The organism is Chryseobacterium sp. NFX27 (genome assembly GCF_049887855.1).
GTDB lineage: Bacteria > Bacteroidota > Bacteroidia > Flavobacteriales > Weeksellaceae > Chryseobacterium.
In genome coordinates this window covers 482,388-500,755 of record NZ_JAGEKK010000001.1, presented here as the reverse complement: position 1 = coordinate 500,755, position 18,368 = coordinate 482,388, and the positions used below count along the sequence as shown (strand labels likewise).

At 38.7% G+C, this 18,368-nt stretch carries 14 protein-coding genes; 4 read left to right on the top strand and 10 right to left on the bottom strand.

Annotated elements, in window-relative coordinates; genetic code table 11:
* The first annotated feature begins 159 nt into the window (after positions 1–159).
* Complete coding sequence (locus tag J4Q03_RS02350; RefSeq protein WP_426046610.1) at positions 160–492, top strand: hypothetical protein; 333 nt, start codon at positions 160–162, stop codon at positions 490–492.
* On the opposite strand, the gene J4Q03_RS02345 is transcribed toward J4Q03_RS02350, so the two are convergent.
* The gene (locus J4Q03_RS02345; protein ID WP_426046609.1) at positions 489–1,601 is read right to left on the bottom strand and encodes a DUF3667 domain-containing protein; all 1,113 of its coding nucleotides are present in this window, start codon (positions 1,599–1,601) and stop codon (positions 489–491) included. The two genes, J4Q03_RS02350 and J4Q03_RS02345, sit on opposite strands and share 4 nt — an antisense overlap.
* A gap of 332 nt (positions 1,602–1,933) precedes the next feature.
* Between J4Q03_RS02345 and rplM the strand changes: the two genes are divergently transcribed.
* From rplM to rpsB, 3 genes are all read left to right on the top strand, one after another.
* A complete protein-coding gene (gene rplM / locus J4Q03_RS02340) occupies positions 1,934–2,389 on the top strand; it encodes a 50S ribosomal protein L13 (protein ID WP_034706094.1) in 456 nt (151 codons plus the stop codon).
* A gap of 6 nt (positions 2,390–2,395) precedes the next feature.
* On the top strand, positions 2,396–2,782 hold the full coding sequence (gene rpsI, locus J4Q03_RS02335; protein ID WP_045501218.1) for a 30S ribosomal protein S9: 387 nt from the start codon (positions 2,396–2,398) through the stop codon (positions 2,780–2,782).
* 183 nt (positions 2,783–2,965) lie between these two features.
* A complete protein-coding gene (gene rpsB, locus J4Q03_RS02330; RefSeq protein ID WP_111955604.1) occupies positions 2,966–3,727 on the top strand; it encodes a 30S ribosomal protein S2 in 762 nt (253 codons plus the stop codon).
* A 255-nt stretch (positions 3,728–3,982) separates the two neighbouring features.
* Here rpsB and J4Q03_RS02325 read toward each other — a convergent pair whose 3' ends face one another.
* From J4Q03_RS02325 to tsf, 9 genes are all read right to left on the bottom strand, one after another.
* Positions 3,983–4,423: a DUF6759 domain-containing protein gene (locus tag J4Q03_RS02325; RefSeq protein WP_426046608.1), complete on the bottom strand. Its 441-nt coding sequence runs from the start codon at positions 4,421–4,423 to the stop codon at positions 3,983–3,985.
* A gap of 4 nt (positions 4,424–4,427) precedes the next feature.
* On the bottom strand, positions 4,428–5,126 hold the full coding sequence (locus J4Q03_RS02320) for a DUF6759 domain-containing protein (RefSeq protein ID WP_426046607.1): 699 nt from the start codon (positions 5,124–5,126) through the stop codon (positions 4,428–4,430).
* A gap of 20 nt (positions 5,127–5,146) precedes the next feature.
* Entirely contained in the window at positions 5,147–5,824 is a 678-nt protein-coding gene (trmB, locus tag J4Q03_RS02315; protein ID WP_426046606.1) for a tRNA (guanosine(46)-N7)-methyltransferase TrmB, read from the bottom strand.
* A 101-nt stretch (positions 5,825–5,925) separates the two neighbouring features.
* The gene (locus J4Q03_RS02310; protein ID WP_426046605.1) at positions 5,926–6,696 is read right to left on the bottom strand and encodes a DUF6759 domain-containing protein; all 771 of its coding nucleotides are present in this window, start codon (positions 6,694–6,696) and stop codon (positions 5,926–5,928) included.
* Positions 6,697–6,894: 198 nt separating this feature from the next.
* A complete protein-coding gene (locus J4Q03_RS02305) occupies positions 6,895–7,683 on the bottom strand; it encodes a hypothetical protein (RefSeq protein ID WP_426046604.1) in 789 nt (262 codons plus the stop codon).
* Between the two features lie 160 nt (positions 7,684–7,843).
* Positions 7,844–11,236, bottom strand: coding sequence for a T9SS type B sorting domain-containing protein (locus J4Q03_RS02300; RefSeq protein ID WP_426046603.1), 3,393 nt, complete (start codon positions 11,234–11,236; stop codon positions 7,844–7,846).
* A 114-nt stretch (positions 11,237–11,350) separates the two neighbouring features.
* Positions 11,351–14,194: a T9SS type B sorting domain-containing protein gene (locus tag J4Q03_RS02295; RefSeq protein WP_426046602.1), complete on the bottom strand. Its 2,844-nt coding sequence runs from the start codon at positions 14,192–14,194 to the stop codon at positions 11,351–11,353.
* 138 nt (positions 14,195–14,332) lie between these two features.
* The gene (locus tag J4Q03_RS02290) at positions 14,333–17,188 is read right to left on the bottom strand and encodes a T9SS type B sorting domain-containing protein (RefSeq protein WP_426046601.1); all 2,856 of its coding nucleotides are present in this window, start codon (positions 17,186–17,188) and stop codon (positions 14,333–14,335) included.
* Between the two features lie 276 nt (positions 17,189–17,464).
* Positions 17,465–18,292, bottom strand: a complete 828-nt coding sequence (gene tsf, locus J4Q03_RS02285) for a translation elongation factor Ts (protein WP_426046600.1) — start codon at positions 18,290–18,292, stop codon at positions 17,465–17,467.
* Positions 18,293–18,368: the final 76 nt, after the last annotated feature.

The window sequence follows — 18,368 nt, the reverse complement described above, 5'->3', positions numbered from 1 at the left end:
CCAAATATAATAATAAAAAAAGAACCGGCTGTTTTTGTTTAATTAATTGATTTTGATATTGTTAGGCATTGTTTGGAAGTTGGTTTTTCCCCGCCTTAGCAAGTATTCATTTAAAAATGACAAGTAAATTATCTATTTTTGCAGGATAATATATATAGTATGAAAAAGGCTTGGATGTATTTTGCTTTAGGAACCGTTCTTAGTTTCCTTATCAATTATTTTTTTTACAGTTCTGATAATATCGGTCTTGATATATATTATGCCCTGTCTTTTGGGATAGCATGGGGAATAGCTTATTATCTGGATACGCCCAATTTTACGTTGCCGCAAAAATTAGGTATTTCATTTGTTGCAATGGGTATTTTAGTCCTAATTGGAACGTTTATATTCAATCTTGAACTTGCCATTCCGTCTATCCTGAAGTTTTCTACAGTTTTTGTAGCCTACTACTTAATTGCCAGTTTCAGGGCAAACAAATCTCTTCGCAGTTAATGCATCAGTAAAAAACTAACGATTCCCAAGCCCATTAATAAGAAGGTAAATAAAACGGTGTTGATAAAGAATAAAACAGCACCTACTAAAATTGTCAGGGCGGGATGCGTGCGGTAGGTCCTGTAATGGGCAACAAAAAAATAGCATCCTGCATAAACAGTAGCCCCTGTAGTCACCAGTCCTTTCATAATAATGGCAAAGCTGCTTGTTTCACCAAAATAGCTAAACACCTTATTCAGTACAAAAAGAAGAAGGGTAAGCAGTAATAGGAAAGAAAAGTAATGGAGGGTAAAAACACCATGATCAAAATACCACCACTTTTTTTTACTGTGAAATATCCATAGCAGAAAAGCAAACAAAGGAAGGTATATGAACAGAGCTTTCGGTAGATTGTGAACAGAACTTTTAATAAACATATTGATAATCTCACTTGGAGAATGGCCTTTTTCTTCCAGTTCAAAGATCTTGGCCACAAAAGGGCGGAAAATCTGATACTTGTTCCCGTTCTTTTGATTTTTCTTGTCAAAATCCTCCATAGACTGGAGTCCTAAGGATTTTGTAATGCTCTTATCTTCTTTAAAAATGTTTTCAACATCAACACTGTCTTGAGCTGTATTTTTAACCTGGCTTGAATCTATTGCACGGGCCAGCATTCCACCGGTAAGAGAATCTGCCTTTAGTACTTCCGGAGATTGTAAGGCTTCATTTACTGCTTTATTTTTCGCAGCTTCTCTTTGAATCTCTTTATTGATATCTTCTGCCTGGCGGAAATTTTCCTTTCCGAAATTTAAATCTGTTATTTGGAATGAAATAAACAGAAAAGTGACAAAACTTATAAAAATGTAAAGCTTTACCGGAGGAACAAACTGCTGCCTTTTCCCTTCCAGATAAACCTTTGTAAGTCTTCCCGGATTAAAAAGCAGATTTTTCATAGTTCCCCAGAACTGACCGTCATAATGAGTGAAATCCTCAAAAAAATGAGTGAACAGATAGTAAAAAGGATGGCGGCTTTCTATATTTTGCTGTCCGCAGTGCGGGCAGAATCTTTCTTCAACCTGGCGCCCGCAGTTCAGGCAGGTTTTATCTTCTCTTATTTTTCCGTGGCTCATGGATAGTTAGAACTATGATTTGGACACAAATATAAATATTTCGCGAAATAAATAATCATATTAATAAGTTTTAAGGAAAATCTTTAAAGTAAAGTTAATAAAGAACGAATAAATGTCAGACTCTTTGCGTTTTTAGAATTTTTTGAGACATTGTTTCATTAGCCATTATTTACAAATCATAGGTTAATGTGAATTGTTGATAATCAGTTAAAAGGAATTAAAACCCGGAAGTAGGTCAGATTAAATAAAATATGTTTTTGGGTTACGAAAATAATTTGTACCTTTGCACACCCTTTTAGGGGAAAATTATGTTTAATCTTTAACTAAAACGTGTGAATACATTAAGTTACAAAACTGTTTCAGCGAACAAAGCTACTGCTAATAAAGAATGGGTTGTGGTAGACGCTGAAGGACAGCCGTTAGGAAGACTAGCTTCTACGGTTGCAAAGATTTTGAGAGGTAAGCACAAAACGAACTTTACACCTCACGTAGATTGTGGTGATAACGTGATCGTTTTGAATGCTGGGAAAATTACGCTTTCCGGAAATAAGTGGGCTGATAAGACTTACATCTGGCATACAGGTTACCCTGGTGGACAGAAGTCTATGACTGCGGCTGAACTTCAGAAGAAAGATTCTTTAAAAGTATTGGAGAAATCTGTAAAAGGTATGTTACCAAAGAACAGATTAGGATCTGCTTTATTGAAGAACCTTTATCTATATGAAGGAACTGAGCACAAACATGAAGCTCAACAGCCTAAAACAATTAATGTTAACGAATTTAAATAATTAATTATGTCTATAGTTCACAAAATCGGAAGAAGAAAAACTTCTGTAGCGAGAGTTTATGTAAGACCAGGTTCTGGTGTTATTACAGTAAACGGTAAAGATGCTGCAACTTATTTCTCTACAGACGTGATGGTTTACAAGCTGAACCAACCGTTTATCCTTTCTGAAACTGTTGGTCAGTATGACGTTACCGTAAATGTTTTCGGTGGTGGTAATACAGGTCAGGCAGAAGCTATCAGATTAGGTATTTCAAGAGCTTTATGTGAAATCAATGCTGAATTCAGATTAGCTTTGAAGCCAGCTGGTTTACTTACAAGAGACGCAAGAATGGTGGAAAGAAAGAAGCCAGGTCAGAAAAAAGCAAGAAAGAGATTCCAATTCTCAAAACGTTAATTTTCAGACTTCAGATGCAGGATTTCAGATTTCAGAATTTATTCGGTTTGTGGTCTTGTATCTAATATCTATTTATCAAAACAAAAAAATTGCCCGTTACGTTTAGCATCCAAACACTTCTCCCATCTAAAGAAGTTGTTGATTGTTTAAAAGACGGAAAGTAAACTAACAAAAACAGAAAACATGGCAAAAGCAAATGTAAAAGACCTTTTAGAGGCTGGCGTACACTTCGGTCACATGACCAGAAAGTGGAATCCAAATATGGCTCCATACATTTTTATGGAGAAAAACGGTATTCACATTGTAGACTTACATAAAACAGCAGTTAAATTGGACGAAGCTTGTAGTGCTTTAGAAAAATTAACTTCTGCAGGTAAAAAAGTTCTTTTCGTAGCTACTAAGAAGCAAGCGAAAGAAGTGGTTGCAAAACATGCTTCTGAACTTAATATGCCTTATATTACAGAAAGATGGCCTGGTGGTATGCTAACGAACTTCGTTACAATCAGAAAGGCTGTAAAGAAAATGAACCATATCGACAAAATGAAAAAAGACGGTACGTTCGAAACTTTATCTAAAAAAGAAAGATTACAGGTAGACAGACAAAGAGCTAACCTAGAGAAAAACTTAGGTTCTATCTCTGACATGGTTCGTCTTCCTTCTGCAATCTTCGTTGTAGATATCATGAGAGAACATATCGCTGTAACTGAAGCTAAGAAATTAGGTATTCCAGTTTTCGGTATTGTTGATACAAACTCTGATCCTAGAAAAGTAGACTTCGTTATCCCAGGAAACGATGATGCTTCTAAATCTATCGATATGATCTTAAACATTGTTTCTGATTCTATCAAAGAAGGACAGTCTCAAAGAAAAGCTGATAAAGAAAAATCTAAAGAAGAAGGAGAAAAAGTGTCTGCTGAAACGGATACTGATTTCGATGCTGAATAATTAAAGATTTTCTTTAATATAGAAAAAACGCTGGATTTTGTCCGGCGTTTTTTTTGTTTCATATCCTGGTATGGCTTGAATCTTGGAGAAGACTAAAAATAAGAGCAATAATAAGTATTTTAAGCAACATGAATATTTTGTATCCCATTGCTGAATGAAATACTTTTGTCTTTCTTATTTATTCATCCCGGAAAATATACTTTGTTTGCCTTTGCGATAAAAGATAAAACCCACTCAATGAGAGGGTTTTTTATTTTAATTACTGATCTTTATAGCGTAAGATGTTGTAATGTACTTTGTAGAGTCATAAGAGGAGTTACAGAGCATTCCGGAGAGTCTGTAATTCCGGTTTTTGGGGACCATTGTATAGCCAACCTTTCCGGAACCTATCGGGATCTTTTTAAAGAAGCCCGTGCTGCTCACAGTAAGCACCATATTGCAGGGAGATTTATTTTCCACCGAAATAGAAGTTCTGGGATTGCCGGGAGAATCCTCATTAAGAAGATCATTTAATACATCTGCTGTTTCAGGCTTATAAGTCTTGATCAGCTCTGCATATTCCCTCTCCGCGCTCATGACAGTACTCCCCGGATACGAACCTGATGTTGAAGGAATTCTTGTAGGGTAGCTGTTATAGTTGGCATTACAGCTCATAAGGATAAGTGAAATTCCGGAGAAAGCGAATAGCTTTTTCATACAGTTATTTTTTTGATCTTTTCTTTTTTGAAGGTTTTACCGGTGTTGCTTCCTTTTGATCTTTTGCTGCATCTTTATGTACATCAGATCTGGGTGTGCCGGGATTTTCAATGACTACAAATATACTTTTTTTTATGTCTTTCTGAGAGGCATATTTTACATCACAGACATTACTGTTCAGGGTATAAGAACCTTTATTGAGAATGATGAAATTCTCACCATGTGCAGGAACGGCCAGGTTGTAAAAGTCTTTTCCTTCAATCCTGAGGATGATATTGCAGTCCGAATTATTTCTAAACAGTAGCACTGCCTCTTTACTGGTAATATCCTCATCAAACATAGCATTCAGGAGCTTTACTGTTTTTTCCTTGTGCTGATCTGAGGTTTCGGCGATGAGTCTTTTAAACTCTTCCGCGTCATTAGAGTTTGAATTTCTCAAAAACCTGTTCGGGATTTCAGTCATTATTGGTCTGGCTTCCATTGGCTTTGCGGTTTTGGCACCTTTTGTCCAGTTGGAATTCTTTAAAGCAATGAGCTTGGGTTTTAGCACAGCTCTTTTAGGGTCATCAGGGTGTGCATTCTTAAGGTAGTCCTCAATTTCCTTTGTATTGGTGCTTTTCAGGATATCCTTGTGTTTTTTCTGCGCCGAAGCAGAACCCGAAATCAGGAAAAAGAAGAGGAGGGTCGTTAAAATTTTTTTCATCAATTTGTTGTGTTATTCCATTAGCTTATCCGGAATTTTATGTAGGTTATTGTTTTTCCTTTGGCTGAGAAAAGCTCTTCATAATAGGTTTTTATATCTCTGAGATGTTCCGTATTAGGATCATACTCAGGGGCCCCGTAAATATCATGATGGGCTGTAATGATTTCATAGCCGGCACCCTGCAAATAGCCCAGTGTGTAGCCATGCAGAAATTCCGAATCCGTTTTCAGATGGATGATTCCACCAGGTTTCAGGAATTTTTTGTACCGTTCTAAAAAGTCAGGATGAGTAAGTCTGTGCTTGGTACGTTTGTATTTGATCTGAGGATCAGGGAACGTGATCCATATTTCGTCCACTTCATTTTCTGCAAAAAAATGATCTACAAGCTCGATCTGTGTTCTGAGAAATGCCACATTAGTCATTCCGCTATCCACGGCTTCCTTGGCTCCGAACCAGAATCTGGCTCCTTTAATATCTATTCCAATGAAGTTTTTTTCAGGGAAAGTTTTAGCGAGTCCTACAGAATATTCTCCTTTTCCACAACCCAGCTCAAGTACAATTGGATTTTCGTTCTTAAAGAAATCCTTTCTCCAGTTTCCCTTAAGCGGAAAACCGTTTAATGCATCCTCTCTTGTGGGTTGGATAACATTTGGTAAAATCTTGTTTTCAGCGAATCTTGCTAATTTATTTTTGCCCATCGAGTCATTTATAAAATCCTGCAAAAATAGCAATTTTTACATAGATTACCTTGCCTTTTAAGTATAAAAGACAAGATCTGAGTGTATTTGCAGAGGGCTTACTATGTTCCGGAAGTTCCCAGTGCTACCATGATGGCTTTTTCGATGGTTTTTTGGGATGCATACTGTGCGCCGCAAACAAGACTTGTGAAAAGATACTGTCCTTTGGTGATAACAATTGTACTCTCATCATGGGCAGGAACAGCAAGTCTGTATTTGGTGTTTCCCACTCCTTCCATTCTTACAATGATATTACAGTCCGAGTTATTCTTGATAAGAACAATGCTTTCCTTGCTGTTCGGGTCATTGTCGAATAGGGAGTTTAGTATTTTTACCGTTTTATTTTTGTGCTCCACAGGATTTACAGCCATCAGCATATTAAACTCTTCAGCTTCAGCGTTCGGAACAGCGGCATTGGCGGTTGTATTGACAACAAAAGCATTTTGAGTGGTACTTGGCGTATAGACTACTGTAGACTGTTTGGCGGCAAGCTCTGCCTTATATTTGGCGATCTGTTTCTGCTTGATAATGGCATTCATTTCATCAAAACTGATCTTTGTAGACGGTCTTCTTTTCAGCAGGGCAAGCATTTCCTGCATGTCTTTCACTTTCTGGTCTGCAGGATGAGCGTCTTTAATGTATTGCGTCATCATTTCCATCACCCTGGGTTTCAGTACAGATCTCCGGGGATCATCAGGATGTGCATCTCTGAGAAAAGCATTGATCTCATAGATATTTTTACTTTTTAAAATATTGCTGTAGTCTTTCCCTCTTTTCTGGGCAGACAGATTAAAAAATAGAACAGAAACAAATAGTAAAAGTAATTTTTTCATTAACAAATATTAAGTTAAAAGCTGGTGTTCTTTCTTAATTTGTGTTTTTGGTCCATTAGTTTTTATTACAATAACGAAATACTTTTGTTTTTATTTTAGCCCCGAAATTGTGAGATAAAATTAAACATATTTTTAAATAAAAAAGAAATGTATACTATAAATTATTAATTTGTATACATTCCTTAAGATGTCAATAGCCTATTTAATTACTTCCTGAAGATTAGAAGTTTTAAGTCTTTTCTGATAAATCGGCAGATACTTTTCAATAGGGATCTTTATCGCCTCAAAATTACCGGACAGGACATAAGCTTCAATATTTTCTGAAGTATAAACAAACTGAAGGAAATTATCAATAAGATTGTCAGGGATTTTGAACTTGGCAAAATAGTCTTTCCCAAGATAATTTTTAATCTGGGCCACAGAATTATTCATCCTTTCATAAGCCATATAACGCTGTTTTTTCTTTCTGTCACCTGAAAGAATGTCGTAGATGCTTTCCAGGCTGAAAGTGAGTCCACCGTCCCTTAATCCGGCAACCGGAAGTTCAGGAGATGTTCCGTCACCCTTAGGCTCAGGGAGTCCGATTACCTTTTTGATCGCCAGTCCTTTATCTTCTTTTCTGATAGAATTTACATCATATCTAAGATTTCCGGTAGGTTTGAATCTGCTTAACACAATTTCCTGAATCTCGTAATACGCGATCTTTAATTCTATGATGTTTTTCTGCTGTATCATCTGTGGAGTAAGCTTTACATCCTTTCGTTCTGTGACGATAGAGGTAAAACGGATCACATCTCCGGGAACAGCAGGGATATTATAAGTACCATTGTAATCGGTAAGTACCGTTTTCTGAGTATTCAGATTGGTTACGTAAACCTGGTTGAGATACAAAATCGAATTGTCTCTTAAAAATACCTCTCCGGAATAGGTCTGTGCATTGATTTTTGCCAGAAAAATCAGCAGCAAAAGGGTAATTAGCTTCTTCATATAATTGGGGCAAAATTACGTAGAAATACAGCAATTTATACCTATTAAGATAGTGATTACAGGTTAAAGTTATATTAAACTTTAATACTTAACTGTTAATGAATGTTATAAATGTTGATGAATAGAATGATGTCATGAAATTTAAACCAAAATTATTTCATTATTTACGTTTTACCAGCAGCCAGCTCGTGTATTTTACAGGAATAGAAGTACCGAATTCCGTCCAGGTGATAAAATACCAGTAAGTAGCTGTGGGTACAGGTCTTCCACCCATTCTTCCGTCCCAGGTATATCGGTTGCTTGGGCTTCCTCTGAAGACTTCGGCTCCATAACGGTCGAATATCCTGAATTCCAGATTCGTGTTACTCATCAAAGCGGAATAGTTTATTTCATCATTGTGGCCGTCATCGTTAGGAGTGATGGTATTGATGAGATTGATGATGGCAAATGCTTTTTCTACCTCACCACACAGCTTAGAGTCTCTTACAAAGACCTTATGGGCTCCTCTCGGTACATTGTTGAAAACATTTGAGTTCTGCCAGCTTATCCCGTCCAGTGAATATTGATACGGAGGTACTCCGCCGCTTACACCAACGGTTACTGTAGATCCGTTGATCTCAATGGAGGTGATCACCGGAAGAGGTGATTCTGTAACGTTAACATATTGCTTGTAAACACAACCATTGAATGTAAGCTCTACCCAGTAGCTTCCCACAGAAACATTGGAAATAGAAGGAGAAGTAGCTCCCGTACTCCAAAGGTATTTTTCAAAACCGGGACCTGCATCTAATGTAGTAGTCGCTTTCAGACAGATAATCTTGTCTTTTAAGAGATCAGATTTCTTAGGGGCTTTAACGGTGATTTTGACGGATCCAACCTCAGGACAGACACCATTTTTCTCAAATCTGATGTAAAAGTTCTGAGTGCCTGTGATATTAACGGTTGCTGATATAGGATTACTATCATTCTGAGCATCAGCTAAACTCCCATGGAAAGTATAGGTCACACTGGGGTCTGCTGTAAACTGAGGGATAAACTGCGCAAGATCAACCGCTTTTATCCCATCAAGATCATCATCACAAATACTCGTTACGGCTGAAGGTGTTAATAAAGGAATACGGGCTCCGATGCTGAACTGTAAAGGTTTTACAACAACAGCACAGCCGTCCGGAGATTCAACTCTGATATAAATGGTTGTTGCAGCTGTATAGCTCCAGTTGTTGGGAAGAGTATTGTTGTTCCCTGCATTAGCATCAGCAAGGGATGCGTAATATCTTACGTTGGTAAAGTAACCTGGATTATTCAGCACAATACCTGTTATACTGGATAACGCGACGGTGACTGTTCCGTCCATATTGTCATCACAGAAAATACCGTTATAATTGTTCGTTACAATAGCCAGATTATATAAAGAAAGGGTAATCTGGGCAATACTTTTACAGCCCAGGTTATTTTTTACTACAGCATATACAATGGTGCCGTCCGGGGCGGTATAGGCATTCGCGGAGGTGATAAGTGCTCCGGGGTTTTCCGTCTGGGCATCTGCTAAGGTAGGGTAGTAAGTAATGGTTACCGGTGAGTTATTGGTTACATTGGCGGAAGTAAGATTAAAAGTTCCCTGTCCGTTAATATTACAGGCATATAACGTAACATTTGTTACGATGAGAGAAAGAACATTAACGGTGACGGTTACTGTTTCACAGTCAGTAAAAATAGGATCATCCCCACAGAAAGTATAGGTAAAAGTATCTGTCCCGACTGTTCCGGGAGTATTGACAGTATACGTAATAATACCGGTAACAGGATCAATCACAGCCGTTCCCAATGTAGGAGCATTAATAATAGCTACGGTAGAAGGTACAGGAGTCTGTGCAGAACTGGTGAATGCCGGTGTGATGGTTTTTGTGCTGCAGACATTATAGGTTGATGTACTCAGCTTTGTACAATTCAGGACTTTAAACTGTTCTGTCACCAAAGGTGCACATTTTCCCATTGTCACAGAACAGGTATAAAATCCAGACTGTGTAGGGCTAATGGATGATCCCGTAGCTCCGGGAATAAGAGTTCCGTTTAGATACCACTGATAGGTATCATAAATTATAGGATCCACTGTAAGCACAATGCCGGGAGCACAGGTTCCTCCTGAGCTTAAAATAACAGGCTGTGTAGGAAAACCGGCGAAAAAACCTCCATATCCTACAGCATTACTTCCTGCATTAATTCCCGCAGTAATCGCTTTGTTGGAAACTATAGTGATCGTTCCGGTAACATTGGGAATACCGTAGGTTACCCAGTTGGCTGTACCTGTCATATCGAACGGACCTGTTGTTGCCGGCGGAACCACCCCGTTTACCGTGACGTTGGCTCCTTTTTCTGTAATAAGATTCAGCTTGGTCGGAATAGTAAGGATTCCAGAAGGGTTGGCAGTGGAATGAACGAAGTTCTCATCAATAAATCCCAATTCATTAATCTGCTTGGGAAGATAGCAGTTCAGTGCCGGAATAAAATTGAACCCTCCGGTTGCTACCTCACTTCCTGAAACGGAATCTCCGGCAAGAATCTGATAGACATAGGCATTCTTGGATGTTTTAAGGTAGAGGTTATAATGAACTCCTGCCTGTAGTTTATATTTTGAATCAGGAATAACAAAATACTGTCCTGCATTCAGAGTGGTAAGGGGAGGAATTTCATCGTTGACAAAGATCTGCGTATTGTCCTCAGTGGCAATCACAATGGCTCCTTCCATATTGGACCCGATTCTGCCGTTCCCTTTTACTAAAGCAAACTCGGTTCCGAGTCTTTCAACAGGAACAGCCTGGTCCATTAAAATATCTGAGCTTGAAGGATAGTTTCCGGCATACTGGCCGTTGAAATTTCCATTGGTGATATTCACCGGCTTATTTGCGGTTATCTTGGCACCAATGAAACCATCAGTATTCGCTGTACCTGTACCCTCTATAATGTATGATTGGCCCTTATTGAGGGTAAAAGTCATGGTAGGGTTGGTAGCGCCCGTGGTTCCGTTTGAAAACTGTACCGTTGGCTGATATCCGGAGACTGTAATTGTTGTATTATCCTCAGTTGCAAGAACGCTGGTCATAAAGTTTAAGATGGCATTACTGACCGTAATGGGAGCATTTGCAGCATAGAAGTTTTTTCCTGTAGAGGGTATTCCTTTCGAAGTAATAATCTCCGCATGGTTGAATACGGAAAACCTGAGGTTGGCATAGAAGGGAAATTCTGCTTTTAGATATAATCCTTTTGTAGTTGGGGTAAACAGGTCTGCCTGGCTGGTGGTAATGATGTAGTTTCTTAAAACGTCAAATTTCTGGGGATTGTTTTTGCTGATATTTACCGTTCCGATAAGAACATTATTGTTATATATACTGACAGGGAAAGGGGTTGTTCTGTTGGTAGACAAGTATAATTTTTGATAACGATTGGGGTTTAAACTCCTATCCATCATCGGGGCAAACCAGTGTTCCCTATCCAGTTGGGCGAAGGTAAAGGTGAAAAAAGAAAGTATAAATAAAAAAGATAAAATTTTTTTCATTCAGCAGAGGGAGTTTAACACAAATTTAATAATAAAATGGATTCATACCCCGAAAAAGTAATAAAAAAACCGCGATGTTAAAATCGCGGTTTGAAGAGTAATATTTTTCAGTATTTATTCCCTGCTTTTTACGAGAATCCAGCCTGTATATTTTACAGCAGTCTGTTTACCAGCAGGTTCATTCCAATGGATCTCAAACCAGTAATTTCCGGTAGGAACTCTTTTGCTGCCGCCCAAAGTACCATTCCATTTATAACCGTTTGATTTATCTCCCTGGAATATTTTACTTCCATATCTGTCAAAAATAGTGAATTCCAAATCTTTTTTGCCTGATAATAATGAATAGTCGAGGACATCATTTACCCCGTCTTCATTAGGGGTAATGGCATTGATCAGATTAGGAATGGTAATTTCTACTTTTATGGGGTCGCAGTTGTAACTGTCTTTTACGTATACGGCAGATATTCCTCTTGCGATATCTGTGAATATATTGGAATCCTGCCATTGGATATTATCCATTGAATATTGATATGGAGGGGTTCCGCCTATGGCATACACGGTAACTGTGGTGCTCGAAATATCGATATTGGAAATCACCGGCTGTTCAGAAGCATATACTTTCACCGTCTGAAGCGTAATACAGTCGCCGGTTTTCAACTTCACCCAATAGGTTCCTACACCGACATTTTGGATGGCTTGTGTTGTAGCACCTGTGCTCCATTCGTAACCATTGAAATCAGGACCGGCATCAAGCGTTGTCTTGTCTTCCATACAAATGATCTTATCAACAAGAACAGTAGATTTTACAGGAGGAAGAACAGTAAGCGAAACTTCTGCAATCCTGTAGCATCCGTTGGCATTGATTACTTTTACGTAGGCAACTCCGGTAGGGGCGATATAAGTCGCCGGATTTAGGATTTCATTCGTACTGTTGTCAGCATCCGTTGGAGAAGGATAATATTTTTTGATAACTCCCGGCTGTACGGTTACTGAAGCGTTAGTAAGGTTAAATAGTCCTGTAGCCGGATTCGCTTCCAGATAACATGTTCTTAAAGAGGCATTGGTAACAATAGGACTCTCAGAAACTGTTAAATTCAATGTTACTTCTTCACAGTCTGTAAAGTCAGGATTATTTCCACAAAATTTGTAAACAAAAGAATCAGGACCTACATAATTGTAAGCTGGAGCATAGCTGATAACCCCTGTGGCAGGATCAACTACCGCATTCCCGTTAACAGGTGGTGTCACAATGATTACGCTGCCCGGAACGACAGATTGTGTAGAGTTTGTAAATGTTGGAACAATCAGCTTAACACCGTCGCACACCGTTTCGTTCAATGTAGTTTCCGTAAGGCATGTGAATACCTTATACACCGGAGTGGTTATAGGAGGACATGAGCCTACCGTGATTTTTACAGTATAATTACCTGACTGTGTAGGAATGTAAGAGTTAGCTACCGCTCCGGTAATAGGAGTGCCGTTTCTGTACCACTGATAAGAATCAAAACTGTCATCTACTTCCAGTACAATTCCAGGAATACAGTCGCCGGTTTGTTTGGCAATGACCGGAATGGAAGAAAATCCTGCAAAATATCCACCATAGCCAACCACACCGCTTCCTCCGGAGATTCCTGCCGTTACAGCTTTTGAAGAGGTGATGGTTACATTTCCTGTTACGTTCGGTACGGAATAAGATACCCATGATGAAGTTCCTAATACAGGATAAGGTCCCTGAGCAGCAGGAGGGGTAGCCCCGTTGACCGTAACTGCGGCTCCTGTTTCTGTCAGGATATTTAATTTAACATTGTTGGTTGTAGGGGGAAGAATATTAATGTTTCCTATTTCATCGATTCTTCTTGGAAGGTAACAGTTCAAAGGTGGGATATAATTGAACCCGATAGTAGCATTGCTTGTTGCAACACCTGCCAATAGCTGGTACACGTAAACATTTTTTGTTGTTTTAATGTACATATTATAGTGGTTATTCCCCTGATTGATATAATTGGTGTTGGATAACTTATTCACTCTGTAGCTATCTCCTTCATTCAGTGTGACCACCGGTGTTGCCCCATTGTTAATAAATACCTGTGTACCACCTTCAGTAGCTACAATCAGGGCATCTTCCATTCTTTCACTGATATCTCCGTTTCCTTTTACAAGAACGAATTCATTGCCCAATCTGTCTGTAGGAACGGATTGGTCCATGACGATGTCTGCCCCATCAAAAAAACCACCCGGCGGAATAATAGCAAACTGGCCGTTGAAATTTCCGTTGGTCACGGAAATAGGTTTGTCAGCTTCTATTTTAGCACCGATAAAGCCTTCTTTGTTTCCTGCTTTATCACCAACTCCTTCAATAATATAGGACTGGCCCTTATTGAGGGTAAATGTCAAAGAAGGATTGGTCACGCCAGTCCATCCGTTGGTAAATATAACGTCGGGAGAATAGTCTGAAACAGTAACGACAGTATTATCCTCTGTAGCCATCACACCGGTTGTGAAATTCAGCGCAACTATAGGGTTTTCTATGGGTGAAACTACCGCATAAAACTTTTTGCCGATCCCTGCTTTTCCTTTAGATGTCAGAATTTCTCCGTGACTGCTTACAGAAAATCTCAAGGTTGCAAAATAAGGCTTTGTTCCTTTTGTATATATTCCTTTGTTTACCGGAACAAACAGTTCAGAAGTACTGCCGGTAATAACGCTTCCCAGCGGAATGGTAAATGTCTGTGGAGCCCCTTTGGCGACGGTCACTGTTCCCAACAGGGTATTATTACTGTAAATTTCTACAGGAAAAGGAGTAGTGGAGTCTGTAGAGAAATACAGTGCCTGTTGTGGATTTGTAAGATTTGTATTTCGGGCTGCCATAGGAGCAAACCAATGCTCCGTATCTCTCTGCCCAAAAAGGGAGTTAGCTGTTGTGAACAGCAAAAGAAAAGTGAGTAAAAAATATTTCATTTATTAGGAATTTAGGATTGTCGCAAAAATAAGAGAATATTTAATGTGGAATTGTAAAATGTTTAAAAAAAATGATTTTGTGTTAAGAAAAAACCGCGATTTTAAGTCGCGGTTAATTATTTGTTGCCAGGAATGGACTTATTCAATGTTTTTAACTAAAATCCATCCCGTATAATGGATAGGAGTTTTTTCCTTGTTGGTTTCATTCCAGTTGATATGATACCAATAAGTTCCTGTTACCAGCTTTTTGTCATAATGTTTTCCATCCCACTTGTAATTATTGAATTTATTTCCGGTAAATATCATATTTCCGTATCTGTCATAAATTACAAAAGAAAGGTTTTCTTTATAAGCTAATTCGCTATAGTCAATAAAGTCATTTTTATTATCACCGTTAGGAGTAATGGCATTTAATAAATTAGGAATCGTTACTTCCACGGATGTAGGATCACAATTGTAAGTGTCTTTTACATAGAAAGTATGCTGACCTCTTGTAAGTCCTGTGAATACATTAGAATCCTGCCAGTTAGATGGGGAGTCTACCGCATATTTGTATGGAGCTTTTCCTCCGTTTACGACTACTGTGGCTGTCGTGTTAGAAATTTCGATCTTGGTAATTACCGGATCTTCAGCTTTTCTTACTCTTACAATCTGTGGCAGCAAACATCCGTTTTTGCCCAGAATTACAGAATATTCTCCAATACCTACATTTTGAATATAAGATGTGGTAGCTCCGGTATTCCATAGATATGAATCATAACCGGGGCCTGCATCCAGATCTGTGGTGGCGTCCGCACAGATAACCTGATCAACAAGAATTGGTGATTTTTTTATAGGAAGAGCAATCAGCTGAATTTTTGCATTCGCTGTACAGCCTTCGTTAGTTGTAACCTTTACATACACAAATCCTCCGGTAGACGGATAATTCTGCGGAGTTGTAATTTCATTAGTTCCTGCAGTAAGATCGGCCATTGTAGGATAATATTTTTTAACTACTGCATTATAGTCAGTAACGCTGGCTTTAGTAAGATCAAAATAAGCATACGGATCTACATCATACTGACACGCTGACATTATTGCATCTCTTACTACAAATGGTACAACAGTAAGATTTAAAGTAACCTGTTCGCAGTCTATAAATTCAGTGGCATTACCACAGAATTTATATACGATCTTATCCGGTCCATAGTAATTAGTGGTAGGAGTGTAGGTAATCGTTCCGTTTGAATTTATTACAGCTGTACCATTTGTTGGTGGAGTAATAATCACCAGTGTACCGGGTACAGGAGTCTGTGTTGAAGATGTGAATGCCGGTGTAATTACCTTCGTAGAACATGCATTCAGTGTTTGGGTAGTCAGCTTTAAACAGGTAAATACCTTATAAATTGGGGTAGTAACAGGTGGACATGTACCCATTGTTACTCTTACTGTATAGTTTCCGGAAGTCGTAGGTGAGAATGTACTGGCTGTTGCCCCTGCGATAGCTGTCCCGTTTAAGAACCACTGGTAGCCTTCATAACTGTCATCCACTTCAAGAACAATGCCTGGAGCACATTCTCCGGAACGTTTTGCAATCACCGGAATTGATGAGAATCCTGCAAAATACCCACCGTATCCTACTGCCCCACTTCCTGCAGAAATTCCTGCAGTAACCGCTTTTGTAGAAATAACAGTAATATTTCCTGTAATATTAGGAACAGAATAAGATACCCATGCTGTAGTTCCTGTTACAGTAAAAGGCCCCTGTGTAGCTGGAAGTGGAGTCCCATTTACGGTAACCGTTGCTCCTGTTTCAGTAAGGATATTTAATTTTATATTTTTTGTACCACTTGAAAAAGTCTCAGGAAGCTGATTGATTAATCCTATTTCATCAATCTTTCTCGGTAGGAAACAGTTTAAAGGGGGGATGTAATTGAATCCTTCTGTTGCTGTACTGTTCGGAAGACCAGCCAGAAGCTGATATACATATGCGTTTTTAGAGGTTTTGATATGCATATTGAAATGAGAATTCCCCTGATCAATGTATGGGAATACATAGGTATTGTTTGGCCCCTGACCTACTCTTACCCATTCTCCCTCGTTCAGAGTTTGGATAGGAGTGGTAGATCCATTGAGGAATACTTCTGTGTTGTCTTCAGTTGCGATGATCAGTGCGTCTTCATCACCGTCATTGTTGTCACCGTTTCCTTTTACAAGGACGAATTCATTTCCTAGTCTGTCTACCGGAACGGATTGGTCCATGATAATGTCAGTACCGCCGGATCCTGCACTTGGAGGAAGTGCAAACTGGCCGTTAAAGTTACCGTTAGTAACCGATATAGGTTTATTAGACTCTATTTTGGCACCAATGAAGCCGAAGGCATTGGTGCCGTTATTTTCTCTGCCTTCTATAATATATGCCTTCCCTTTATTAAGGGTAAATGTAAGTGTAGGTGCTGTAGTTCCTGTACTGCCGTTAGAGAACTGTACTCCTGAATCATATCCGGAAACAGTAACCGTTGTATTATCTTCTGTAGCCAAAACACCAGTTGTAAAGTTCAAAAGGGTTGTATTTTGGCCTGTCATTGGAGAAGCTGCAGCATAGAATTTTTTTCCAATACCTGCTTTACCTTTGGATGTTAATATTTCCCCGTGACTGGTAACACTAAACCTGAAGTTAACATAATATGGTTTTGTTCCTTTAGTATAAATTCCTTTCCCAACGGACGTGAACATTTCAGACAGAGCAGAAGTGATCATTTTATCCGTTGAAAGTTCAAATGTCTTAGGATCGCCCTTCATGATAGTCACTGTCCCAAGCAAGATACCGTCACTGTATATTTCTACAGGAAACGGTGTGGTAGAGTCCGTGGAAAAAAATAAAGCCTGTTTAGGACTGTTGAGAACATTAGTTTTAGCTGCCATAGGAGCAAACCAGTGTTCCGTATCCCTTTGTGCAAAGAGAGTGTTAATTGATAAAAGAACTAATACTAAGCTGAGTAGAAATCTTTTCATGTGTGTGGAATTAGGATTTCTACAAATTTAAAATAATATTTGAAATAGTGTTAAATAAATATAACAAAAGTTAAAAATTAATCATGCTTTTAATTAAAGGTCATCAGGGATATGAAACTGGTAATCTCGTATAAAGCTGTGCATAGGAGATTATCTACTGATATAAAGATTTTTTCCCGGTTCATATATAGTTATTACCAGCTTGATCTGCCATAGCACCTAAATAAAAAAATCCCGGTGAATTTCACCGGGATCAGTATTTTCTTTGAAAGATAATTAAGTGAGACTTACTCTTACAAATCCTGTTACTTTAAGGTCTCCGTTGACAGATTTTACATAGTCAGCAACAGAAATACTTCCGTCTTTAATGAAAGACTGGTGTACCAATGTGTTGTCTTTGTAGAATTTCTGCATTTTACCTTTAAGGATATTGTCGATAATGTTCTCAGGCTTACCTTCTTTTATAAGAAGTTCTCTTTCGATTTCTAATTCTTTATCGATAGTCTCTTGAGAAACTCTGGTTTCATCCAAAGCGATAGGGTTCATCGCAGCAACCTGCATAGAAACAGATTTAGCAGCTTCGTCAGCTCCGTCTACTTTAGCAGAAAGCGCAGTGATCGCAGCAATTTTGTTTCCAGCGTGGATGTAAGCTCCTAAGAATGGTCCTTCGATTCTTTCGAAAGCTCCGATCTCGATCTTCTCACCGATAACACCTGTCTGCTCAATTAATTTCTCAGCAACAGTCATTCCGTGGAAATCTGTAGCTAAAAGCTCTTCTTTAGTAGCTGCGAAGATCGCCATTTCAGCAAATTCGTAAGCCAGCTCAATGAAAGCTTCATTTTTTGCAACGAAGTCAGTTTCGCAGTTTAGAGAGATTACCACACCTAAAGTGTTGTCCTCGTTTACTCTAGCGATTACCGCACCTTCAGAAGATTCTCTGTCAGCTCTGTTTGCAGCTACTTTCTGTCCTTTTTTTCTAAGGATATCTACTGCTTTTTCGAAGTCTCCTTCTGCTTCAACTAGAGCTTTCTTGCAGTCCATCATACCTGCACCTGTTTGGTTTCTTAATTTCGCTACGTCTGCAGCAACTGGTGTATAAGACATAATATCTATTATTTTTTTATTTAAGATTAGTATTAATTTTTAGCTTAATTTTAAAGCAGTGCAAAGATAATGATTT

What these genes read in the sequence shown, in the direction of transcription:
- rpsB (WP_111955604.1), top strand. Translation starts at nt 2,966, where the DNA reads ATGGCAAAAGCAAATGTAAAAGACCTTTTAGAGGCTGGCGTACACTTC.
- J4Q03_RS02290 (WP_426046601.1), bottom strand. Translation starts at nt 17,188, where the DNA reads ATGAAAAGATTTCTACTCAGCTTAGTATTAGTTCTTTTATCAATTAAC.
- J4Q03_RS02320 (WP_426046607.1), bottom strand. Translation starts at nt 5,126, where the DNA reads ATGAAAAAAATTTTAACGACCCTCCTCTTCTTTTTCCTGATTTCGGGT.
- rpsI (WP_045501218.1), top strand. Translation starts at nt 2,396, where the DNA reads ATGTCTATAGTTCACAAAATCGGAAGAAGAAAAACTTCTGTAGCGAGA.
- J4Q03_RS02325 (WP_426046608.1), bottom strand. Translation starts at nt 4,423, where the DNA reads ATGAAAAAGCTATTCGCTTTCTCCGGAATTTCACTTATCCTTATGAGC.
- J4Q03_RS02295 (WP_426046602.1), bottom strand. Translation starts at nt 14,194, where the DNA reads ATGAAATATTTTTTACTCACTTTTCTTTTGCTGTTCACAACAGCTAAC.
- tsf (WP_426046600.1), bottom strand. Translation starts at nt 18,292, where the DNA reads ATGTCTTATACACCAGTTGCTGCAGACGTAGCGAAATTAAGAAACCAA.
- J4Q03_RS02345 (WP_426046609.1), bottom strand. Translation starts at nt 1,601, where the DNA reads ATGAGCCACGGAAAAATAAGAGAAGATAAAACCTGCCTGAACTGCGGG.
- J4Q03_RS02300 (WP_426046603.1), bottom strand. Translation starts at nt 11,236, where the DNA reads ATGAAAAAAATTTTATCTTTTTTATTTATACTTTCTTTTTTCACCTTT.
- J4Q03_RS02310 (WP_426046605.1), bottom strand. Translation starts at nt 6,696, where the DNA reads ATGAAAAAATTACTTTTACTATTTGTTTCTGTTCTATTTTTTAATCTG.
- trmB (WP_426046606.1), bottom strand. Translation starts at nt 5,824, where the DNA reads ATGGGCAAAAATAAATTAGCAAGATTCGCTGAAAACAAGATTTTACCA.
- J4Q03_RS02305 (WP_426046604.1), bottom strand. Translation starts at nt 7,683, where the DNA reads ATGAAGAAGCTAATTACCCTTTTGCTGCTGATTTTTCTGGCAAAAATC.
- J4Q03_RS02350 (WP_426046610.1), top strand. Translation starts at nt 160, where the DNA reads ATGAAAAAGGCTTGGATGTATTTTGCTTTAGGAACCGTTCTTAGTTTC.